Source organism: Terriglobus saanensis SP1PR4, from assembly GCF_000179915.2.
Classification (GTDB): domain Bacteria; phylum Acidobacteriota; class Terriglobia; order Terriglobales; family Acidobacteriaceae; genus Terriglobus; species Terriglobus saanensis.
Genome location: NC_014963.1, coordinates 2,768,135 through 2,791,866 on the forward strand (window position 1 = coordinate 2,768,135; position 23,732 = coordinate 2,791,866).

The window sequence follows — 23,732 nt, forward strand, 5'->3', positions numbered from 1 at the left end:
CAGTGCGCAGTTTGCTGCCTCGTCTGATCGAATAGCTCTACCAGACCCGGCAGCTATTGACGGGCGCCATGGGCGATCCCTTCTTGCATGCGAAGGCATCTGCAAAGCCCGGTTGGTTGACAATTGTCCCATTCACCCGGTATTGATCCGGCGTGTGGGCGTTCGTAAGTAAATGCTGACGAGCATCTTCCGGTCTCGCGTTCTCGCACCAGTCCTGGGCAAATCCGAGATAGAAGCGTTGTTTTGGCGTGTATCCGTCTTTTTTGATTTGCAGATCCAGACCGCTTAGCTTCGCCCGGTCCAAAAAGGCCAAATACGTGATCACCAAACCACTGTTGTCCGCCGTATTCTCACCCAATGTCAATTTTCCGTTCACTTTGAGATCGTCCACAACGGTGAAAGCGCTGTATTCTTTGACCAGGCAGTCGGTACGCTCTTCGAACTGCTTCTCATCCGCTGGTGTCCACCAATTGCTCAGGTTTCCCTTGCCATCAAATTTCCGACCTTTATCGTCAAATCCGTGCGAGAGGTCATGTCCGAACGCAGCGCCGATATGTCCATAGTTCACCGCGTCGTCCTGCTTTGGATCAAAGAAGGGCGGCAGTAAAACCCCTGCGGGGAACCCCACATCATTCAAGGTCGCTTCGTAGTATGCATTCACCGTTGGAGGCGTCATCCACCACTCGTCTCGATTGACGGGCTTACCGATCTTGCCTAGCTTTCGGTCATTCTCAAATGCAGCCGCCCGCTCCAAGTTGCCGAGCGCATCGTCCGCCACCACGACCAACGAGCTATAGTCGCGCCACTTCTCCGGGTATCCCACCTTATTCACAACCAGGTGAAGCTTCTCTTTCGCACGCGCTTTTGTGACCGTGCTCATCCATTCCAGGGTGTCGATATCGCGGTCCATTGCGCTCTCCACATCCAGAATCATTTGCAGCGCTTTGGCTTTGCTGTCAGCAGAGAAATATTGCTCAACAAATGCTTTACCCAGTGCTTCGCCAATTCCCTTGTCGACAGCGCTAGTGCACAGCTTCGACCTCGGCTCTTTCTCCTGTACACCCAAAATCTGACGAGAATAGAAGGCAAAGTTTTCATCATCGAATGCCTTTGGCAACTGTGTCGCAAAGGCATGCAAGAGGTGATATCGCATGTACGCCTTCAACACCTGGATATCGGTGTCGCGCACAACGGCCACAAGCGCCGGGATAAAGTTGGGCGTTTTATTGTTGATCTCAGTGATCGTTGGCGAGTGGATCGCCTGTTTGAGTTGTCCAAAGTTCATCCCCGCCAGCTTGCTTTCAAAAACAGCGATCGGCTGCAGGTGGTAGACATTCTCCGGTTCGCGCATCTCGGCCACACTCAGGCTAGCCTTTGCCAATGCAGTCTCCATGGCCATGATGCCGCTGGCATCCTTCGCTGCCCGCTCCGGAGAACTACCTCCTAGGATTAACATCCTTCCGACATGCGCTACATACTGTCTGCGCAGTTCCACATCTTTAGCTCCAGTGCGCAGGTAATAGTCCTTTTCTGGCATGCCCAGACCGCCTTGTGCGATGACCGCGATCTGTCTTTCTGCATGCTTGCTATCCTGGTCCTCGCCATAGACAAAAAACACATCTACGCCAACCCTCTGCAGACTACCGACCACCGTCATCAAGTCGCGCTTGCTCCTCAGACGATCAATCTGCGTCATTAGAGGCTCCAAGGGAGTCAGCCCCTTCTTGGCAATAGTGTTCTCGTCCATGCATGCGCGATAGTAATCCCCGATCTTCTGCTCATCCGCGCTTCGGCCTGGACCACCTGACGCTGCTTTCTCCAGGATCTTCCGGAGCGCCTGATTATTTGCGTCTCGGAGGATGGTAAATGTGCTGACGGTCCGATCGTCTGGCGGAATCGGGTGATTGGCCGCATATCTTCCACATGCAAATTTATAAAAATCACTACATGGATCCACAGTGTTGTCGATCGAGCTCAAATCCAACGACGGGGTTGGCTTATACACCTTCGACCCCAGATCGGTCGGTCCCATAATTTGCTGAGCCTTTAATACCGTCGGAGCTGCCAGCGACAGCCCTGCCATCAACGCGATCCATGCTGGTACGGTTCGTGGTCTGGCGGAAAATCCTGCCCTGTACATCGACTGCAACTGCATTCTGCCTCCTGGCACTCTCTCTCTGAATATTGCGTCCAGACGCGCAAACGGCTTCAATCGCTATGCGTGAAACCCGAAAACATCCACCGCATAAAACACTAGGCTCGTCAGGCTACTACCAGCCAGATAAACCTAATTTTCAGCGATCCATTACGTCCAAGTTGATTTCATTTTTAGCAGAAGGCTGAGTTCCTTTCTGATAGCAAAACGTGGTTTTAGCAGCAAACGTCGCTTTATGAAAGAGACTTTGGAAACGAGTCACCCCTCATTAGCAGATTGATGAATATCAATACATCCTCTTGACCTGTCCCTTTTGAAGCGATTCAAACCCGCCTCATGAGGAGATATCTCTCTCATGGAGATGGGAGGCAAAGGACTTGCTCGGAACTTTAGGGGCGGTCTAACAAAATCCCGCGTTTATCGAGAATAATAGACGGAGATTTGGCCCCCACTTTGCAGAAGCAATCTCAACTGACTTGCCCCTATTGCTTAATCTTGACGGGGCTTATGTCCTCTATGACACGAGTGTGACAATTCCGCCTCCTCATTGAGCAATAATGTGCGAAGTCATTTCCGACAGACAATTAAGCAGGAGAGACTTGTAAGCGTGATCCAGAGGTCCACCGTGAGAGATTTAGACAGAGTCGTCCTCTGTGCCGAGGAGCGCAAACGTGACCTGTCTGGATATCAGGGGCTCCAGGTAAAGGAGGCTGATTGTCCGTTGGTCCTGCTTGGCCTTCATATCGAGTCGCGCACGAGCACCGTGGCGAAGGCTTGGCGGAGCGGCGGGTCTCTTCCGGGAAGCACCGAACATATGTTGGGTGAGTCCTACCGGAATGCCAAGACAGACTGCCTGAACCTTGATCGGCACAAGCGAGCAAAGGTATACACGACAAGCCGCCGCTCTGTCATCACTGCTTACGCATCTACTCGCTTCCATACACGTTCAACTGGGACAAACAGATCACTTCTTGCCAGCCTTGACAAACACTGTCATCTCGAGTTGACAGCTTGAAAATGGTCGGTTCCATATCGGATTCAGAGAGCAAGACGTTCGATTCCTTCTTGCTAGGGCCGTCGGTGCGAACGCTATGGAATTGTGAGTTCCCAGAGAAGGGTTTCTCTATCGGAAAGTACAGTACTGTCGCCGGGGAGCAACAGCAGGCGATTACAGAACAACATAGACTCGCGATCTGGCGTGGTACGGGCGCGGTCGAGTTTCGGAATGCGCTTGGTGAATACATCCCACAGATGAAGCGTCACGGACCAATGAATTTCTTTCCGGCGGGCATCGTTCCGGCCATGCGCCGCAAACGACAAAGTGATTTCATCTTGTTCACGCTAGAACCGTGGTTTGTGAAAAACGTAAGCGAACAAATGGAACAAAGGCCCACCGAAGATCTGCAACTGAATGAGGGCTTTCGTCACCAGCCACTCCATCAATTGACAACACTCCTCTCGATCGAAGCGGCTCAAGGAGGAATGCATGGAAGCCCGTATACCGACCACCTCATGCAGGCGCTCACCATGGAACTCCTTCTTCTGGTGGCAACAGAGCGGAAGCCAACTCGCTTTGAAAAATCAGGTCTCTCTCAGCCCATTCTGCGACGGGTTGTCGAACGCATGCAGGATCTCAGTGCTGACCTGGATCTGAAAACCCTGGCCTCAGAGATTGGATACAGCCAAAGCCACTTTCTGCGCATATTCCAAGCGGCTACGGGCCAAACGCCCTACCAGTACTTGCTAGATCTACGCTTAGCGCGTGCCCAGGATCTGATCCGAAGCCGGCGTGTGTCAATGATCGATATCGCTTCGACATGTGGCTTTTCAAGCCATTCTCATATGTCCAGAATTTTTCGCCAGATCAAGGGGTTCACTCCGAGCGAATACCGTCGCAATTTATAAGCGAGACCGTATTGATATAGGGCAGTTAACAACCTTCACAGCAAAGCGAGACAGTTATAGGTCCGGGCAAAAAATATGAAATTTGTCGGTGTGGAAGAGAGTAAAGAGTTTCGCGCATTCTTACGAGGCCCCTCTCGGATAGGAATTTCGAGCAGCAAGCTTAACTGGAAGGGTGTTGTGGTCGAGGAACACAGCGCGGAATCGGGCGAACGTTCCGCGGCGATCGCGGATCGCCACATTCTCGGACTAGTATGCGGGCGGCCTTGGACTGGTGAGCATCCGGACGGCCGGGGTGGCTTTATCTCTAACCCAAATCTCCCTGGCATGATCACTTTTATTAAAGACGGAAGCACCGTTCCGGCGATTTCGACACGGGACGTTTGTGAACACGTACTATGTTCCCTGGAATCGAGCTTTCTGAATAGCGTGCTCGATGAACTCGAGAAAAGACCCGCCGAGGAGCTTCACTCTCGATTGGGCTTCTACGACCCGCCGGCGCGCCAAATCATTCGATTGCTCATAGCCGAAGCGGGAATGGGGGGGCCGCTCGGACGGCTTTACGCCGACCATTTGGGCCACGCTCTTGCTACGCGCCTGCTGCTCATGGGAGCGCCAGAGAGGCGCCCACGCAGGAGCCCGTCACCGCTTCCGCGTCACCTTTTGCAGCGGACCTTGGAACAAATGAGTGACCTACACGCGGAGCTGGATCTTAAGACGCTGGCAGCCGAAAGTGGATATAGCCGTGGGCAATTTCTACGCATGTTCAATGCGGCGATGGGTTGCACACCACACCAACACATCCTGCAGGTCCGGGTAATGCGCGCTCAGGAACTCATGAGGCAGAAAGCTTTTCCGCTTTCAGATGTAGCCGCCGCCTGCGGTTTTTCAAGCCACGCCCATATGTCCAGAGTATTTCATCAGGTGTTAGGTGTGACTCCGAGCACATATCGAAGAAGTATCTAGGTTACTGGTGATGACTCCCGATAGCCTCCTGCCCGGGCGACGCATAACAAGCTTAATAACTCAACTTCCGGCAAGAAGAGCAGTTTTATATCAGCACCCACCGAGGAGCTGCATGCAAAGTGGTATCCGCTGGCACTTTTCATTCATGTGAGGAAGTATGTACAGATATTTACTGTTGACACTGGGATTCTTTCCTGGGATCAAAGCAGCACAGCCGCAAGAGATTAAGCATGGTATCGTCCACACTGCTGACGTCGATTTATCGTACGAGATTTATGGACTGCCTAGCCCTGCATCGCCGCTCATCGTCATCCATGGCGGACCGGGAATCCCGCACGACTATTTTCTACTCACGAATGCTTGGAGCACACTTGCTCAGAGACGCCAAATCGTCTTTTACGATCAACGAGGTGTCGGAGCATCGAAGCTACTTCGCGCCGACGCGTCACAAGACATGGATGCTCAAGCCTCTGATCTTGATGCACTTCGGGCGGGACTTGGGTTTAGTAAATTTACTCCCGTAGGACACTCTTGGGGCGGCGTGGTGGCGATGGGTTACGCTTCACGCCATCCCGAACACGTAAAGAACATCATCCTTGTCGATTCAGGATCTCCGAGCATCTCCGATACTCCCGTCCTTTTCAGCAAAGTATTTCCAGATCTGAGCGATAAAGATAACAAGCAGATGAACGTTGGGGAAGCTGAATTTGGACCTCTCTTCCGCTACTTAAGCATGCTTTTCTACGACCCCGAGCATCGCGATACCTTTATCGCCAGCATGAAGGGCGCTCACTTATCCACCGAAGTCAATGAGGCAGCAGGTGCTGCAACGAAACGCTTGGATCTTACCGGCGTTCTCTCTAAATTTTCTTTTCCCGCATTGGTGATCCACGGCAGGTTCGACATGAATGTCGCCTTACTCTCAAGCTGGAAGATATATAAAACAATCCCACATGCACAGTTTTCTGTTTTCGAAAAAAGTGGACATATGCCCTTCTATGAAGAGCCTAGCAAGTTCGTCCAGGTGTTGAACCAATTCCTTTTCGAACATGAGCAGGAGGACCAGACGGAGAGATAGATCTCAGAGGGAATATATTGACGCTACTTTATCTCGCCATCGTCGCTCTGTAGCCTCCGTAACTGCTTGCACACGATTCCATCAAGGAATAGACCCGCCAATTGGAACTTCTATAATCCCAACGGGAAGGCTGCAGCGACAGCAGCACCGAATGTTTCTAAAGCCGAAAGTCATTAATGAAAGAAGGATGGCCAAAACACTATGCACTCTAAATTCTTACTCGCTTGCTTCATTCTGTTCACCGGCATATTTCAATCCTCTGGGCAGGAAAAATCTTCGGACAGTAAGTTACTTGCACCTCCTGGATGGAGGTCGGAGAGATTTAGTCTTCCTCCTGCCTTTGCAAAGAGTATCCCCTTTGCGGGAAAGGAAGATATTAGGTTCTCTCCCAACTGGGCAAAGAAGAACACAGAAGGATACTGGACCTACTGCTTTTTATGGGCGATCGATGACAGTCCTTCTTTTGCCGCCAAAGATATCGGTATCTATTTGAAGGACTACTTCACAGGCCTTATCAAGGCCAACCTTGCTGCATCTAAAACTGATGTCTCCAAAGCTATTCCAGTTGAGATATCCCTGAGAGAAGCAGAGGAAAAGAATACTGCGGACAAGGTCTACGAAGGAGATATCAGGATGCTCGACTATAAGGAACAAGCTCCCATTACTTTACATCTGCGTATCTTTGTCAGAGACCAAAAGAAAGTCAATTCCGGCCTGATCGTTTTCGTTGAAGCGTCTCCCCAACCTTATAACGACAAGGTTTGGAGATACTTTGATTCGATCTACAAGAGCATCAACTAGGAATGCGCCACTATACTGAAGACGCAAATTGTGGAACGACGCAGCAAAACTTCCGTGAAGCTCAGCAATATTCGTTCAAATCGCTGTGGTTGCCAGTTAGCCTTAGATTTTAATGCAAGAGCACACGAAGTGAAAGATCGCGAACAACGTTGGATTCGTCGTAATTAGCAAAACCGAATTGGGCGCCCTGAATTCCTTGATGAGATGCGAAGCGCGGAATCTGCAGTTATGACCCTCGCTATGAGTCGCTCAATAAATTCCGCCGCCTCCAGCGCCTTATTCTCCTTTGTGATCAGAACGCCCATCTTCTGTGCGTTGCGTTTGTATTCTGGGTTTGAGAGCAACTGGTCTATTAGCCTCCTTAGCTTGGGTACGGTAAGTTCAAGTAGCGGTACGAAGAGTCCTGTTTCGCTGTGGGCGATCCGAGCCGCCACTCCAGGCTGGTCATTTGTCACGGGAATAGCCACCAGTGGAACTCCATGCGCTAACGATTCCAACGTTGTATTCAATCCAGCATGGGTTATGCACAAATGAGCCCGCTTGAGGAGTTCAAGTTGAGGGGCATACCGCACCATTACGGCATTAGGTGGAAGAGGCGCTATTTTTCCGAGATCGATTTCAGGTCCCACGGACAAAACCAACTGGAATCCGGGACGAGCTCCAACTGCTTCCACAATAGTACTGAAAACAGATTCGAGACCATTTTGCAGAGTTCCCATGGAGGCGTAGATAAGAGGCTCTCCCGTCAAAAGGTGCCAAGGAAAGTTAGATTCAATTCGTCCTTCGGCATGTTGTAGTGGGCCTATATGATGGAACTGGCGAGGCATCCCAACGGATGGAAAATCAAATGCAGCCGGGATCTGCGTAATCCAAGCCAGTTCGGAGAGCGTTGCAAATAGATTTGACCAGTCGATATCCGCTCCAATCTCCCGCGAATAAGACCTTGCGACTGATATAACTGGCTCATAAGCTTGCATAAAGCCCTGCAATCCGGCCTTGTTGCGTGCCAGTCCCTGCTCTGAAGGATCATGAGGCCAATCGAACACGCAAAGCGGAGTGCTTCCAGAATAGTCGAGGTGAATGGCACTCGACACATGGATATAGGGAATTCCCATGTGTCGCGGCACTAGACCTAAGCCTGTCTTCAATTCGTCCAAGACAATTGCATCGAAGTTGGCGCTTTTGAGGACGCCAGGCAAATGGCGAAAGGAAGCTGCTAAATCATCAGCTATCAGCCGGATGGAAAACTCTAACGCCTCTTGCCCTTGCAGTCTACCCAACTGCCTGAAAATCTCTCGCGTCGAACCAAGTGGATATTCCCCTTCGCAAAATGGGAGGAAAGGGATACCTGCAGCCCGGGCAAATGGCTCTCCATCCAGCGTGCCAATAAAGCACACGTCGTGTCCACGTTCCTTGAGCTGTTGTGCTAATGCGATCATCGTCTGCATGTGACCATGATTGCTGTATGTCAAAAAAGCGATTTTCATTTGCAACCCTCTAAAACAAATCGTTGAAACTCTATAAGCACAGAATGGTCTACCCCAAGGACTTCCTCGTCTGTATCGCGGCAACCCATGACCCAGCCAACTCCACCTTCATCGGGATAAGGCTGTATCTAGGAACAGCTCACCCGTGCCTCACAAATTCAAAAGGTCTCGATACAGATTCTTCACTGAGACTTGAGATGCTGCTGGCAGGAAAGTGCTTTTATGTGCGTAAACTGCTACAAGCTGTTCGGTACCCGGTGCAGGGTGTCGCTTATCTAAAATTAAGCGTGGGTCTAGCTCACTTTGGTGAACTGGATATGTCGTTTTTCATTTACCTGTAGAAGAATTGCGCATGCATTTTTCATGGCAAAACCGCCGGTGAAGCCGGCCGGGGATACTGCGAGCGAGTCGACTGGCAGATTGCAAGCCAACGCGAGGGCGCGCTGAAGATGCCGCCGAGGTTACGGTAGACCTCCGGCTCAGTTCCGCCATGGTGTATGGGCTGCTGGCCGTATATCGTCGAAATCCATCGATCAGTTCCCTTCTACCCAATCGGGGCGACCGTGTCTCGGGAACAAGGCTGCTCAGCGCAGAGGTCGAGACCGTCATCCAAACGTTGATCTCCGGTACTACTTGAAGAGACAGCAGCCGCGTGTTACAGATCTCCACCGGCAGATGATTCTAGAATGCCGAAGGGCCAAACTTGCACCCCCTTCGTACAAAGCAGGGAGCAAAAGTGGACCGGACGTATGGGTGTTCCGCTGGTTGAAGGCTCCCGAACGAAAGACTGGCAGGCTATCCGATGGCTCTGCAGGGCGCTCGCGCCACCGACCTCGCCGGAGCTTAAGGAGCGAAATAGCTACAGTCTAGTAATGCGTCTTTCGCAGTTGCATGGGATACGAGCAGTTCGCGAATCCTGTTGTACCCATTAAAGGCAATCTAATGAATAAGCTTCCGCATCGCGAAGGGGCTCTGCCTAGAGCGATGGAAGGAGTCACAATGAGGTTCCACAGTGAAGGTGGCTTTGTCACCCCAACAAGAGCCCGGAGATGAGGGTGAAGTGACTGACCCTCGTTGCGCTTCTCAAGGACTATTCGAGCGCGATGCTGATCAAATAGTCTCGATATATTTGAACGGTCGGTTTCCCGCGCTTTTCCAGAAGTAGACGAGAATGATCACGCTGGCCAGCGCGGCGTATCCACACCAGACCGATGTGCCTGCGTATCGTTTTACGGCGATGACTACCAGCAGGATGATTAAATTTTCCACTCCAAAAGCCACCATTATCAAAACCCTAGAGAAGAACAGCGACCCGCAGGTTGCGATAATGTAGAGCACCGCAACCCAAGTCATGTTGGTTGCGTCGTTTACATAGACGATACTGTTACGCTCCACCGAGACTCTTAGCGGATACGCCGTTAGCCCCCAGAGCATGTAAAGCGTCAGCAGACCTCCGAGCACGACAAATGGCATCATCACCCGTCGTCGAGCTCGCGTCTGCTCAAATAGCATGACACTCAGTGGCATCAGGAACGGCAACAGGCCCTGGGCATATAGCACAAAAGCCGCCCCCATATTATGGGCCACCTTCGCCGACAGCACTCCGTCAAGTCCCAGCCATACGAAACCTTCGATGAACTGATGCAATGCAAAAAGAGTGGGCAGCGATGCAAACAGCAGTTCGCGCCTGTGCTTGACCTTTGTCAGCGTCACGATTCCCACGGCCCCAAGCACACCGCTGCCGACAAAGTTTGCCGTCGCCGAAAAACACATATTGGTTCACCTGTCAGCAGTAGACCAGATATGCACCGAGGCAATGGCACAAAAACGCGGGAAGTCTGAAGCCGCCGACGGAGGCACGATCTTCCTCGATGCGATCGGCCAATTACCACTGGCACTCGAACCCAAAGTCCCGCGTCCTGTAAGAACGCACCTTCGAGCGGATCGGCATACGGCTTCGCTTCATGTCGATGTCACGTTGCCCACAACCCTTTAACCCGACCAACACAGTTTGTGGATTGTCGTAAGGCAGCAATTGTAAAGAAGCTTCAGGATGCTGGCGGAATCGTTGCCATGGCAGGCGATGGTGTTAACGATGCTCCCGCTCTGGTGCAAGCTCATGTTGGGATTGCGACGGGGCCTGGGACTGACGTCGCGAACCGCTTAGCTTTGAGCGAAGACGCCAACAGTGGCAACAGACAACAGCGCAAGGATAGAGGCAAACCGAAGCAATCTCATACTCACCTCACGACTAAGGATCGTGGATCTTAGGCACTTGGAATAATGGCTAATGCGGATCTCGTTACATAGCAGTAGTTGCTTCAGCATTGGGAAGTTTGTGTAACCTTTGCAATCCTCTTGAACAAAGACTTGTCGAAGTTTTCTTGAAAATTCCATTTGTAGCGAGGAACAGTCCCCCCGTTGCCGTCACCCATACGTGGACTGTCGTGAGTAGCGCTATTGAAAAGCGGGACGCCATCGGAGTCAAAGAAGTGGAACGTGGCGTGCCAGATATCACCAGACGAAGTGTGGTTTGTGTAGGTGACACCTTCATAGTCGATCTCGCCGGTATTCTTGATTGTGATCACCCCCGACTGAAGGACACAGTCTCCAGCCCGAATCGGCTTCCCATTATTGGTATCGTCACCCCAATGAAATTGCCATGCCGGCACAAAACCAGGAAATGGGTCAGTCCCAATTCCCTGAGCGTCGCAGGATTCTATCGTAGGAGTTCTGTCGCCGCCACCGTGGCTCAAGCCTAAAGACCGATCCGAATAACAGGAAGCCTTTCTGGCACAGAACAACTGACCAGCAGGACTTCCAGCCGAGCCGCAAGCACTGTTCAACGCGTTTGAATAAGTCAGACAAGCAGAAGCAACGCCAGCCTTGCACTGATTGAGATCTGTCGGATTTGGAGTGGCCGTCGCCGTTACAGGTGCTTGCGGCGTTGGTTTCGGCTGACACTGCACGCTGAATGGGAGAAGAAGGCTAATCAAAGCTACGGAATATAGCCAGGAGCGCTTGTTGCTCAGGAAGGACATCCGAATTCTCCCTTTCGATCTCGAAGAATGTGCCCGGCTCGAAAGTTCAAATCTCGCATCCGTCAGGAGCCGAAAGTCCGAAACGTCAGAAGTATATCGAAGCCGCGAAAATTGAACAATCATAATTCGCAGAAGCAATATAGACATCCACCAACGCGCAACGAAGGCGTCCTCTTCCATCGTGCAATCGGCGATCTCCTATCCGATGCTTAGCATAACCTCAGCCGGCTCACTTGGCGTCAAATCGCCAATGCACTCATCGAGCCAAGGACTACTTCGGGTAAACAGACTTTGCCGTTTTGACGCACCGAAACTTCGCTCACGGACGGAGAGTGCTATTGAAAGCTAAAGTACCATCGAGCTATTCCAAAGAGCAGGCTCACGACAATCGTCGTCCCGGAATTCATCTTGAATACACGGAGCAAGACGAACGAGATTACGGTCCACTCTAACGCCAGCGAGTCAAGCTCCCAAAGACCGACTCGGCCTTGCGGAAAGAGTATTCCGGGGGCCAGAAAGATGGTGAGATCCAGCATCGCCGCCACGACCAACGCGGTAATGAGATTCAAAGCCATTGCGATTGCCGGCTTCTCATGGGTCTTCTCCACAAATGGTGCGCCAGCAAAAACAAACAGAAAACAGGGTAGAAACGTGTAGAACGTAGTCAGATAACTAACGAGGACCCGAGGAGTTATTGCAACGCCGCCTGCTGGTGTGTGCTTACACCCGTTCCGGTTAGATGGATGGCATTCAAGACAAAAGCATCGCCGTCGTTCTGGTCTAGAATTTGCACCTCAAAAGGTCCGTAGCGACCTGCCGCGGAGGGCGAAAAACTCAGGTTTATTTCGGTCAGAGCTGTAGCGAAGATAGTGTCGTTGGGAGTGAAGTTAGGATCTGGGGTGCCGTAGAAAGTCGCGCTTCCCGCCGGGCCTCTTGTACCGGCGTTCGCTCCAACGGACACGGCGCTTAACGTGATGGAGCGGCTGCCACCTACCGCGACCTTGCCGAAGTCATAGTTGAAAACGTCCTGGAAGAGCAATGTGATGGGAGACACGGTGAATTGCCCGCCCGGAATTGCAGCGTCTTCTCCGCTGATCGCGCCGCCCTCCGCGCAGTGCAGATTGATCGGACTGGTGAGGGCAAACCCGATATACTTTTCCAGCTTATTGCCCGGAACTACTGCGAGCGTCCCGCGTTCCGCATCTGCAAAGAAGAGAGCGCCGCAAGGATAGACGGCAAGGCCAGTCGGCTTTTTCGTATCGGTCGGAACCAGACTGTGCGCGCCTGCAGCAGAGAACTTCAAGATGGCCCCATGGGTGGCATTGGGGCTCGTGGCATAGCCAGCATAGACGTTGTAGAACAGGTCGACAGCAATCGAGAGCGGCGCAGCATAGCCGCCATTGGTGGCGGGAGTAGCGAACACAACTTCGCTGCCGTCGGGAGCTACCCTGACAATGTTGTCTCCGTCCAGCACGAAGAGATTGCCCAGGCCATCCATTGCCGAGCCGTTCGGATAGGCGATGTCCGTGGCAATGCGCGAAGACGAGCCATCCGCAGCCACGCGCAGAACCCCCGTGACGCCCTGTTGCGTTACATAGAGATTCCCCTTTCCGTCCACATCCGCTCCGCGGACGTTCAAGAGGCCAGATACGATCTGCTGTCCGTCGCGCGTGATGACGCCCGTCTCACGATCGAGAGCGAACGTTCCACAGGAGCAGCGCGAGAGTACTGTCGGTACGACGGCCGGTGTGGTTGAATTTGCTGTCACGGGCTGAAAGTTCGGGTGCGCCTTCAGATTGGGTGCCGGCAGGTAATAGGCCTCATATCCTCCGTCTATGGCAGTCGCGACCAGAGGGATGCTGAGCGTTGTTACGTTGTTCAGATCCGTAATGTTGACGATGCCCGTGGTGGACCCCGAAGTTCGAGGGTCGGGGAAGAAGTAGAAGTAGAGCTGAGATTGGTCGACCAGTGGACCACTGCCGGAGGACAGATCTCCCTCCAGGAACTGCCCACCTGTCGGTTCATCCGAGATAACCCAGTGCACGTTGGGTGTACGGCCGAAGTTGAGCGTTATTTCAGTTTCAGGGAATACGGATCCGGATCCGTCCCTTGAATATTGGGAGTCGAAGTTCACGGCGCCGAGCTGGATCTTAATCAGGTTTGGGCCATTGACGTAGTAAAGATTTCCGATGGCGTCCTCAGCCATGGGCACAGTGGGTATGCTGGCGGTGACAAGGGCTTGCTTGTATCCACTGGTTGAGCTGATCACGATCTTTCCATGCCCGGCGACGTTGGCTTCAGTAAGTATGTCGCCCTGCGGGTCCACGAAGATGCCTTCAAGAGGTGCGCCTGCCAGATTCGGAAGGAAATTCTTCAGTGGACCGGAAAACTTACCGATCCCGCCGCTATAGCTGTAGGTGTAGAGTTCCGTCGAATACCCCCCGCTTTGCGCACTGACGATGTATAAGTGTCCGTTCGTGTCGGCTCCCGGCCCCATGCCCAGCAGGCTTGCGCCGGGAAGGGTGCTGATTGGCACAGGGCTCCCGTTCACAGGGATTTCGACGAGCTGATCTCCGCTGAGCAGGAACAGATTGCTTCCATTGTCCAGTGCAAGCGCATGCACTTTGGTCACCGACGCCAATACGCTCGTCGTGCGGGTAGGCAATGCGGCTATCTTGAGAACGCGGCCCGTTCCGGTATCCGCAACAAACACGTCACCGAGGAAATCGACCGTGATGATTGGCTGGCTCAGGCCGGTGGCGATCGTCGTACTCGTTCCGGATGGCGCGACTTCGATCACGCGACCGGCGACAACATCGGCATAATAATGGTTTCCAACGGCATCGACGCCTAGGCTGCCGATATTCCCCATGGGAACGGGTGCTTTGCCGACAGTTACAGGGTTTGTTCCAAGAAAGACCGGACCAGCCGGGTGCGCGATAGCCGGTGCCATGAGAAGACTCGTGAGAAGGAGAAACAATCCGGACTGAAGCCCGGGCTTTGGTGAGAGCATGACAGCCTCCTTGCGTTGTGTAACGTCCTCTTTTGATCAGCCCCGTCGTCAGAGTTCAGGCTGTGAGGCCAGGGCTAGACCTTGCTGAAGGAATGCAAACTCAATGCAAGGTCGCCGGACAGCCGACGGCATAATAACGCTGTTCTGTTTCCCTTGTCGTTAATTGCGAGGTAGATTTCCAGAGACGGATGTAACTCCTTCAGCGTCAAGGTGACTCGCTACATCCAGGTGCCCGTCGACGTGCAGTGATGCTCTCATTGCACAGACAAGGTCCGGTTCCGAGAAAAGTCGATTCGCCACCGCGCCATTCTCCATCTTGTCGCGGATCGTCGGATCGTCTGGCTGCTCCTCTTCGTCGACTTGGGGCGCGGGGGACAGCATCGGAAGTTGGGATATTCGCTCATGTCCCACTGCGTCTGCACAGGTCACCGACAACCTCAAGGGGAGCTTTAGCACCGCCCGGGCGTAAGCGACGGTACTCTGCTACGAAGAGCCGTAATGTCGACTACGTCTCGTGGCCATCTGATAACCGCTATGAAGCGGCGCTTTGTCCTTTAGACATCATAGTCACTCCCTCATTACCTTTCTGCTTGTGCTAGACGATGATCCCCCGACTCTCCACCAATTGTTCATAACACCAGCTTTACGCACCCATATGGCCCGGGCCTCGTTTCCCATCCCCGGAGCGAGGCGTGAAAGCCTGCTCCAACAGATCGGCCGCTTTATCCAGCCCTCTGGTCTCGACAATGCTCTTCTTCATTTGGGTCGCATTTTGCCGGTACTCCGGATTGCCAAGCACTTCCCAAATAGCGGCTGAGAGCCGCTCGGTGGACAACTGTTCTATTGGCAAAACGGCCCCGTCTTGGTGTAGGCAATTCGTGCGGTGTTTCCGGGTTTTCGGCGCCGCCAGATTGCGAGCTTTTCCCGCAGGGGGTAGCTTCATTTATCCAACCCTAGCAAGAAAGTATTGGAGTCTCAAGCTGATTTGATCTTGGCTCGAAGCGAACTCATCACAATTGAGTGCGTTCAAGTGATTTCCCCTCGGCGTAAACTTGCAAGCGCTGGATTTCGTCACATAATCAGTTGTACGGAGTCTGCATTTAAGAATCACAAATCTTTTCATCGTCAGAAACAGGCAATGCAGAGCATGCCATATACGCAGCCTGTCGGCAAAGCTGGATCGATTCGATCCGCCGCTTGAAGGAGTTGGACTTGAAAAAAAGATCGGGATCTTTGCCTGTACAGGAGAATAAGTCTCGCGGACGACAGAGAAGTCTTGAGGCAGAAGCATCCATCCTCAAAGCGACGCTCTACTTGTTGGAACGTAAATCGCTACGGGAAATTACGACGGATGCGATTGCACGTAGTGCTGGCGTCAGCAAGGCGACGATCTATAAGTGGTGGCCCAATAAAAGTTTAGTTGCCCTGGATGCCTATCTCGGCAGCATGGCAGAACGCGTCGTCATGCCTGATACGGGCTCCGCATTCAAGGATTTTACCCTTCAGTTACAGTCGGTTATGTCTTTTTACAAGTCGCCTTCTGGCCGGCTCTTCTGCCAGTTTATTGCGGAAGGCCAAAGCGATCCCGCATTTCTCACTTTATTTCGAGAACGTTTCCTTTATGCACGACGAGACGCTGTGCGTGTGATGTGGCAAAGAGGCGTAATGCGTGGAGAGATTCGAAAAGAGGTCGATTCCGAAATTGCTCTTGACCTCATATACGGCCCAATGATCTTTCGTTTGTTGGCAGGTCACGGATCTTTGAACCAGCATGATTCGGACGCCATGGTGGAGGCCGTATTCGGGGGCATTCAGGTGTCTGCAAATAATAAATATAAGACATCTAAAAACTTGTCGAATAGAACCATCGCGAAAAATACCTGATATATCGTTGAGTCCCTTCCACGGTGAGGTTCGTCTATTTACTGAACGGATAGTCTAGTATCTCGTTCGGCTCGGTATCTAGAGCTCTCCCGCATTAAAGGAGCCTCGATGTGGATTGTCCGTTTAGCGCTTAGGCGACCTTATACTTTCGTCGTCTTCTCGCTATTGCTCTTTATTGTTGGCCCCGTGGCGATGCTGCGCACGCCGGTCGATATTTTCCCGAATATCAACATCCCCGTGGTCTCGGTTGTCTGGAGTTACGCGGGACTTTCGCCGGGGGAGTTGAGCGATCGCATCGTTCTGCCGTTTGAGCGCAATCTAACCACAACGGTAAATGATATTGAGCACACTGAGTCGCAGACGTTGACCGGGGTCTCGGTTACAAAGATCTTCTTTCGTCCTTCAGTGAATATCTCGCAGGCCGTGGCGCAAGTGACGGCAATTGCTCAAACCCAGCTGCGACAGTATCCGCCGGGCACAACACCTCCCCTAGTGATTCAGTACAGCGCGTCCAGTGTTCCGGTTTTGCAGCTCGGGCTTTCGGGTGCAGGTCTCAGCGAACAGCAGTTGTACGACTTCGGAACGAATTTCATTAGGACCCAGCTTGCAACGGTCCAGGGCGCCTCTATGCCTTTCCCCTATGGAGGAAAGCAGAGACAGGTCCAGGTCGACATCAACACTGCGAAACTTCAAGCGTATGGACTTTCTCCTTCAGATGTTGTGAACGCGGTAAACGCACAGAACATCATCTTGCCAGCGGGAGATGTGAAGATAGGGTCGACCGATTACCAGGTAGAGACTAACAGTGCCCCCAACTCCATTGCGGCTCTGAATGCTCTTCCAATCAAGACGGTCAACGGTGCCACGATCTATATACGTGATGTCGGCAATGTACGAGATGGCTTTCCACCACAGACCAACGTGGTGCGTGTGGATGGACAACGTGCAGCTTTAATGACCGTTCAGAAAACCGGCGACTCTTCTACGCTGGACATCATTGCGAATGTGCGGGCGCAGTTGCCAGCCATTGCCGCGCAGTTGCCAGCCGCTCTCAAGATCAAGCCGATTTCAGATCAATCTGTATTTGTAAGGGCCGCCATTAGCGGTGTGGTCCGCGAGGCTCTAATTGCTGCTTGTTTGACTGCGGCGATGATTCTCATATTCCTTGGGAGTTGGAGATCGACCGTTATCATCGCGGTTTCGATTCCGCTTTCGGTCATTTGTTCGCTGCTGATGCTGTCAGCGCTGGGCGAAACGATCAACATCATGACGCTGGGCGGTCTTGCGTTGGCAGTGGGTATTCTCGTCGACGACGCCACGGTAGAGATCGAAAATATCAATCGAAATCTGGAAGAAGGTAAAGAAGTAGAGCAAGCGATTCTGGACGGAGCGGCACAGATCGCGGTTCCTGCCTTTGTGTCGACAATCTCGATCTGCATCGTGTTCGTACCAATGTTCTTTCTCGGTGGTGTAGCGCGGTATCTGTTTGTACCCCTGGCAGAAGCTGTTGTCTTCGCGATGCTTGCGTCCTACTTTCTCTCACGCACAATCGTGCCCACGATGGCGAAATACCTTCTAAAAGGGCATGAACATGATCGCGCGGAGTCAGTCGGAAAGAGTCGCAATCCCTTTATCCGATTTCAGATCATGTTTGAGCATAGCTTCGAGAAGCTGAGGAACTGGTACCACGGTGTACTGAGCCTGTGCCTTGAGTACCGTCTCACCTTTCTTTTCGCGATCGCGGCCTTCTGGGTCGGATCCATTGTGTTGCTCTATCCATGGCTTGGTCAGGATTTCTTCCCGTCGGTGGACGGCGGACAGTTCAAGCTACATGTGAGAGCACATACCGGGACGCGGATTGAAGATACTGCTCGCCTTTGCGATCAGATCGAAGACACGATCCGCAAGACCATCCCTGCCGATGAGCTTGGTACGGTTATCGATAACATTGGAATCCCGTACTCCGGACTGAATCTGTCGTATTCAAACTCGGCCACTGTGGGAACGGGAGACGCGGATATTCTGGTCACGCTCGCAGAAAAACATCGGCCAACAGGTGAGTACACGCATACTCTGCGGAACAGGCTGACGCAACAGTTTCCGGGGACGGTATTCTATTACCTTCCAACGGACATGGTGAGCCAAATTCTTAACTTTGGCTTGCCTGCACAGATCGATCTTCAAGTCGTCGGACAACAGCTCACACAGAATCGGGCTCTTGCCAAAGAGATGATGCAGAAGATCAGCAGGATTCCGGGCACAACCGACTTGCGAATCCAGCAACCGTTCAACCTGCCCAAGTGGACCGTCAATGTAGACAGGACACGGGCGCAACAGGTCGGATATAGCCAAAGGGATGTCGCCACAGATGTGTTGATCGGTCTAAGCGGAAGCTTTCAGACGCAGCCGACGTTCTATCTGAATCCGCAGAATCATGTCAGCTATAACATTGCTGTGCAGACGCCGCAATACGATGTACAGAGCCTTTCCCAACTCGAGAACTTCCCTATTGCGACCAATGGATCGAACCAGCAACCCCAGATTTTACGCAATCTGGCATCCATTGAACGCGGGATGGAACAAGGTACAGTCAGTCACTACAACGCCCGATCGGTGATCGATATTTATGGTTCAGTGGAGGGCACTGACCTGGCAACCGTGGCAACACGGATTGATGCGTTGGTGAAGGACACCAACGCACATCTGCCGCGAGGCACAGAGATCATCGTGCGCGGTCAGATACAAACGATGCGCACATCGTTTGTCGGACTTATCGTTGGCCTACTCTTTTCCATTGTTCTGGTCTATGCCTTGATCGTAGTGAACTTCCAGAGCTGGCTTGATCCGTTCATCATCATTACGGCTCTGCCGGGTGCTCTGGCCGGTATCGTGTGGCTGCTTTTCCTCACCGGGACGCATATCAGCGTCCCTGCACTCACGGGCGCCATTATGTGTGTGGGTGTTGCTACGGCTAATTCCATCCTTGTGGTGAGTTTCGCAAAAGAGCAGATGGAGCTTGGATTAAATTCCCTGGACGCAGCGCTCTCGGCGGGCTATACGCGTTTTCGCCCGGTCATTATGACGGCACTCGCGATGATGATCGGAATGGTGCCCATGGCGCTCGGTCTCGGAGATGGAGGTGAGCAAAACGCACCGCTGGGACGCGCCGTGATCGGTGGCTTGCTGCTGGCGACTTTTGGCACCCTGACGTTCGTACCGGTCTTCTTTTCCTTCATGCACCGCAACGATCCAGGCATTACTTCACCGTCCACAGACGAACAGCTCCCAGAGGCAAACGCATGAGCGATCAACGAAGACCGGAAGATATGGAAACTGGCGCAAATGAGCGGCAAGAGGAACGAGCGATGAGCGTCGAAAGACAAAGAACGCAACAAGCACACGCGAAGCCTGAAGGAGGATCGAGGTATAGCGAGGTGCACAGCTATGAGCAGTTACGAGAAGAGAGGCCGAGGACTTCCCGCAGAGGCTTGGGCGTACTCGTGCTTCTTGTGTTGATCGCGGCGGTTGGCCTTGGCGCGCTCGGCGTATTGAAACGGAAACATTCAGCCTCGAATTTGAAGACGTATACCGATGCAATGGCTGCGCCGACAGTGGAGTTGCAGCAACCAGTGATGCAATCGACCGCCCAGGAGATCGTGCTTCCTGGCAATATGCAGGCCTACACGTTAGCGCCGATCTACGCGCGAACGACCGGCTATGTAAAAGCCTGGTATCACGACATCGGCAGTCGTGTAAGTAAGGGAGAGCTTCTAGCTGTGATCGAAACGCCAGAGCTTGACCAACAGCTAATGCAGGCCCGGGCTGACTTGGCTACTGCACAAAGCAATGCCGCGCTGGCGAAGACAACCTCAGACCGCTTTGGAGATCTGATCGGGAAAAATGCAGTTTCGCAGCAGGACACGGACAATGCGAAGAGCCAGTATGATGCCCGCGTCACGCAGGTAAACTCGGCCGAAGCGAATGTGAAACGTCTCGAGGAACTGCAATCCTTCGAAAAGATTACAGCTCCCTTCGATGGTGTGGTCACGGCCCGAAATATCGACACTGGGCAGCTCATCTCGAGCACTGGAAGTACAACCACTGCCGGCGCTGGAACGATCACCGGAAACAAAGAGATCTTCGATATTTCGGCAAACCAGGTGTTGCGCGTTTTTGTAAACGTACCCCAGATCAATTCACCCGATGCAAAGAGCGGCGTCATCGCAACATTGACGCTACCTCAATACCCCGGCCGTAGCTTCCCAGGACGACTCGTGCGAACCTCCGATGCGGTAGACCCGGCGAGCAGAACACTGCTTGCTGAAGTGGATGTTGAAAATAAGACGGGAGAACTGCTCCCAGGAAGCTACACCGAAGTTCACCTGCATGTATCGCATGCGGCTCCAGCGCTGATCGTTCCCGCCAATGCGCTTCTTCTGGAGCAGGACGGTATGCGGATTGCCACAGTCGACGCGAATCATCATGTGCACCTGGTTCGAGTCACTCCAGGTCGCGACTTTGGTACGACCGTCGAGGTATTGAGTGGATTGCAGCCCGGACAAGCAATCGTGGGCAATCCTTCAGATTCGCTTTCGGAGGGCGAAGAGGTTCGCGTGGTGAATCCAAACGCGTCCAAGCCTCCAATGATGGCGGAGAACAAACGATGAGTGCCCGGGGTATATCGAGCATGGCTGCGCTGTTAGGGTTGCTGGTAATCGCCGGATGCAAGGTCGGCCCAAACTATAAGGCTCCCGCCATGCCGGCCCCTCCTGCGTATTCCGATAACGGGCACAACGGAAACTGGACAGAAGCAGAGCCTGCGGACGGTGCCGATCGTGGCTCATGGTGGGCTATCTACAAAGATGAAAAGCTGAATTCCCTCGAACAACAGTGCGCCACCGCCAACCAGAATATTGCTGCGGCATTGCATGCTTATGAACAAGCGCACGACCTGGTTCGAGAGAACAAGGCTTCCCTTTATCCAACCGTGTCCCTGAGTGGTTTCGCGAGTCGAAACCGAATCTCAAATACACGTCCCCTGCTACCGGCAAATGCTCAGCATGATTATTGGGATTTTTTGATTCCTCTCAATATCTCATGGGAGCCGGATCTCTGGGGCCGCATTCGGAGACAGATTGAGTCAAGTGCAGCGAATGCACAGGCAAGCGCAGCCAATCTTGCAAGTACGCGGCTCAGCCTTCAAGGAATGCTGGCGGTCACCTATCTGCAGATACGAGGGATTGATCTACAGTCGCAGTTATTGCGGTCGACGATCGATGCTTTTTCTGAGTCATTGAAGCTAACACAGGATCGGCTGACGGGTGGCCTCGCGTCCGAAAGCGATGTCGAGCAGGCAAAGGCGCAGCTTGAAGAAGCGCGTGCGCAGTTGATCGACCTCGGCGTACAACGCGCACAATTTGAAGATGCGATCGCCGTGCTGGTAGGCATACCAGCCACCGGCTTTCATATTGCGGAGCTGCCGCTTGTTGGCGATCCTCCGAGTATCCCTACAGGGCTTCCCTCCGAACTACTGCAACGTCGGCCGGACATTGCAACTTCGGAACGCCTGATCTCATCGTCGAACGCGCTCATCGGCGTAGCAAAATCTGCCTACTATCCCAGTGTCGTACTGGGCGCTAACGGTGGCATTGAAAGCTCGCAGGTCAGCGATGTATTCAACGCCGGTAGCGCCTTATGGAGCGCTGGTCCAAGCGTGAATGAAGTGCTTATCGACGGAGGTCGTCGAAGAGCCCAGGTAGATTTTGCGATCGCTCAACGCGAACAAGCAGCCGCGCTCTACAGACAGCAGGTCCTCTCTGCATTCCGCGATGTAGAAGATCAACTTGCAGCACTCCGCGTATTGGCAGACGAGGCCACTGTACAAGATCGAGCGGTGGCAGCGGCGAAGAGAAGCACGGACCTCTCCATGATGCGGTATAAGCGAGGCCTCGCTCAGTATCTTGAAGTGCTAACGAACCAAACGATTGAGCTGAATGATGAGCGTGCTGCGGCAGCATTGACCGCTCGGAGAATCGTTGCAAGCGCACAGTTGCAAATCGCGCTGGGAGGCGGATGGGATAGTGCCCTCCTGCCTAAGAACTAGGGCCTGTCATGAACTTTGCACCGGAGTAGATTCTTTTGCAGCCTGTTTGATATTGAGAACGCTATAGATCCCGCAGAAAGGATGCCCTCGAGCAACGGCATGGTGAAAGGGCACATTCACCGACTGTATCCACCGTTTGGAGCAAAACCTGTTCGTGTTGGCCGGCGCGCTTCATTTTGGGGCAGCAGTCCCTTATAAAGAATGGCCCTGAAGGTTCGGGGACGTTGCTACAGGGAGCGGGGAGGCGCGGAAGAGTACAAGTTGCCCATTGCTGGTGTGATCCACGTATTGCCGTCCAGCACTGTACGGAGGTATGGTGTTATTTCTTACGCAGATGGTCTGTATCGCTGAATATCCTGTGTCATAGACGTCGTAGTTCAGAGTTGAAGACGCCGATCCCAAGGCCTGACCACTCCTGGAATCATCCTTGGGCTGGCGCTGGCTTTAAGCCTGGGCCGTTTTGTACAAACCCTGCTCTATGGTGCGCATCCAGCCGACCCGCTCATCCTTGCCAGCGTCAGTCTGTTCATGTTTATCGTGTCCCTGCTTGCCTCGTATGCGCCAGCGCGGCGATAAAGCCGGCTTCACAAGGTTAAGCCGGAGTCCGTCGCCAAGGTTATCTCGAGCGATCCGCTAGTCAGGATGGCATTCGCGATGATGTGAAAGAGATGATCGGCCCGCGGCGCAAATGAGGGTTGGTCGACCGCCCAGCCAAGCGCAGCCATCAAGGCGAACAGATCGTCCCCATTCATATCAGCGTGCGCCGTTCCTTCGGCCTGAGCGCGGAGCAGTAGTCGCGCGCTTGCTGAGTGGATCGCTGCGCATGAAGCATAAAGAGCGGAGTCCGGGTTCGTGTGGGCGGCCGCCATCAGGGTGACAACGCCCTTATAGCTTTGGGTGAATTCCACCCATTCGCGAAACCAGGACAAGAGCGCTTCGTCAGGTGAATTCGCCGTTTCAAGTTCGCCTGCCTTCTGCGTCAGTGCGTCCAGATTGGTGCAAAGCAACGCTTCGTATAGGGCTTCTCGCGTCGGGAAGTGACGAAGCAGCGTGGCTAATCCGACGCCGGCGCGACGGGCGATATCGCGCATGGACGCATTGACACCGTGCTCGGCGATGACGTCGCGCGCCACTGCAAGTACGTGGCTGTAATTCTTTCTGGCATCAGCTCTCATGGACTCCTTGACAAATGGATCACCGATCCACATACTGAAGATAAGCAAATGGATCGCTGCTCCAGATGCTTCCTGAATGATACAGCTCATGCATGCATTCAGGAAACACAAGAAGAACAGCGATCAA

16 protein-coding genes are annotated in these 23,732 nt (G+C 53.1%); 9 read left to right on the plus strand and 7 right to left on the minus strand.

Translation table 11 applies throughout. From position 1 onward, the window contains the following. Positions 1-37: 37 nt before the first annotated feature. Positions 38-2,155, minus strand: coding sequence for a M13 family metallopeptidase (locus tag ACIPR4_RS11310; RefSeq protein ID WP_013568806.1), 2,118 nt, complete (start codon positions 2,153-2,155; stop codon positions 38-40). Between the two features lie 1,017 nt (positions 2,156-3,172). Between ACIPR4_RS11310 and ACIPR4_RS21625 the strand changes: the two genes are divergently transcribed. The 4 genes from ACIPR4_RS21625 to ACIPR4_RS11335 all read left to right on the plus strand — a co-directional run bounded on the left by ACIPR4_RS21625 (position 3,173) and on the right by ACIPR4_RS11335 (position 6,902). Continuing rightward, positions 3,173-4,060 (plus strand): AraC family transcriptional regulator, encoded by an 888-nt coding sequence (locus ACIPR4_RS21625; protein ID WP_013568807.1) that lies wholly within the window; start codon positions 3,173-3,175, stop codon positions 4,058-4,060. Between the two features lie 681 nt (positions 4,061-4,741). After that, positions 4,742-5,023 carry a helix-turn-helix domain-containing protein gene (locus tag ACIPR4_RS23505; protein ID WP_425358319.1) on the plus strand — a complete coding sequence of 94 codons (282 nt, stop codon included), beginning with the start codon at positions 4,742-4,744 and terminating at the stop codon, positions 5,021-5,023. Positions 5,024-5,180: 157 nt separating this feature from the next. Continuing rightward, complete coding sequence (locus tag ACIPR4_RS11330) at positions 5,181-6,101, plus strand: alpha/beta fold hydrolase (RefSeq protein ID WP_013568809.1); 921 nt, start codon at positions 5,181-5,183, stop codon at positions 6,099-6,101. 201 nt (positions 6,102-6,302) lie between these two features. Beyond that, a complete protein-coding gene (locus tag ACIPR4_RS11335; protein WP_013568810.1) occupies positions 6,303-6,902 on the plus strand; it encodes a hypothetical protein in 600 nt (199 codons plus the stop codon). A gap of 164 nt (positions 6,903-7,066) precedes the next feature. Here the strand turns inward: ACIPR4_RS11335 and ACIPR4_RS11340 are convergent, their stop codons facing one another. Together ACIPR4_RS11340 and ACIPR4_RS11350 are read right to left on the minus strand one after the other, a co-directional pair. Then, positions 7,067-8,389, minus strand: a complete 1,323-nt coding sequence (locus tag ACIPR4_RS11340; protein ID WP_013568811.1) for a glycosyltransferase — start codon at positions 8,387-8,389, stop codon at positions 7,067-7,069. A 1,110-nt stretch (positions 8,390-9,499) separates the two neighbouring features. Further along, positions 9,500-10,162, minus strand: a complete 663-nt coding sequence (locus tag ACIPR4_RS11350; RefSeq protein ID WP_013568813.1) for a DUF6629 family protein — start codon at positions 10,160-10,162, stop codon at positions 9,500-9,502. 43 nt (positions 10,163-10,205) lie between these two features. On the opposite strand from ACIPR4_RS11350, the gene ACIPR4_RS23315 reads away from it, so the two are divergent. Continuing rightward, complete coding sequence (locus tag ACIPR4_RS23315) at positions 10,206-10,385, plus strand: sigma 54-interacting transcriptional regulator (RefSeq protein WP_041586054.1); 180 nt, start codon at positions 10,206-10,208, stop codon at positions 10,383-10,385. A gap of 325 nt (positions 10,386-10,710) precedes the next feature. On the opposite strand, the gene ACIPR4_RS22510 is transcribed toward ACIPR4_RS23315, so the two are convergent. The 3 genes from ACIPR4_RS22510 to ACIPR4_RS11370 form a co-directional block, all read right to left on the minus strand. Further along, positions 10,711-11,430: a DUF6294 family protein gene (locus tag ACIPR4_RS22510; RefSeq protein WP_144312404.1), complete on the minus strand. Its 720-nt coding sequence runs from the start codon at positions 11,428-11,430 to the stop codon at positions 10,711-10,713. 335 nt (positions 11,431-11,765) lie between these two features. Further along, complete coding sequence (locus ACIPR4_RS11365; protein ID WP_083811916.1) at positions 11,766-12,125, minus strand: chromate transporter; 360 nt, start codon at positions 12,123-12,125, stop codon at positions 11,766-11,768. Then, positions 12,122-14,443, minus strand: a complete 2,322-nt coding sequence (locus ACIPR4_RS11370) for an NHL repeat-containing protein (protein WP_013568815.1) — start codon at positions 14,441-14,443, stop codon at positions 12,122-12,124. The genes ACIPR4_RS11365 and ACIPR4_RS11370 overlap by 4 nt, the downstream gene beginning before the upstream one ends. A gap of 1,212 nt (positions 14,444-15,655) precedes the next feature. On the opposite strand from ACIPR4_RS11370, the gene ACIPR4_RS11385 reads away from it, so the two are divergent. From ACIPR4_RS11385 to ACIPR4_RS11400, 4 genes are all read left to right on the plus strand, one after another. Continuing rightward, positions 15,656-16,327: a TetR/AcrR family transcriptional regulator gene (locus ACIPR4_RS11385; RefSeq protein ID WP_013568816.1), complete on the plus strand. Its 672-nt coding sequence runs from the start codon at positions 15,656-15,658 to the stop codon at positions 16,325-16,327. Between the two features lie 108 nt (positions 16,328-16,435). Beyond that, a complete protein-coding gene (locus tag ACIPR4_RS11390; protein ID WP_013568817.1) occupies positions 16,436-19,630 on the plus strand; it encodes an efflux RND transporter permease subunit in 3,195 nt (1,064 codons plus the stop codon). A 185-nt stretch (positions 19,631-19,815) separates the two neighbouring features. Continuing rightward, entirely contained in the window at positions 19,816-20,994 is a 1,179-nt protein-coding gene (locus ACIPR4_RS11395; protein WP_245536311.1) for an efflux RND transporter periplasmic adaptor subunit, read from the plus strand. Beyond that, positions 20,991-22,430 carry an efflux transporter outer membrane subunit gene (locus ACIPR4_RS11400; RefSeq protein ID WP_013568819.1) on the plus strand — a complete coding sequence of 480 codons (1,440 nt, stop codon included), beginning with the start codon at positions 20,991-20,993 and terminating at the stop codon, positions 22,428-22,430. Before ACIPR4_RS11395 ends, ACIPR4_RS11400 begins: the two co-directional genes overlap by 4 nt. Positions 22,431-23,014: 584 nt before the next feature. On the opposite strand, the gene ACIPR4_RS11405 is transcribed toward ACIPR4_RS11400, so the two are convergent. After that, on the minus strand, positions 23,015-23,695 hold the full coding sequence (locus ACIPR4_RS11405) for a TetR/AcrR family transcriptional regulator (protein WP_222829222.1): 681 nt from the start codon (positions 23,693-23,695) through the stop codon (positions 23,015-23,017). Between the last annotated feature and the right edge of the window lie 37 nt (positions 23,696-23,732).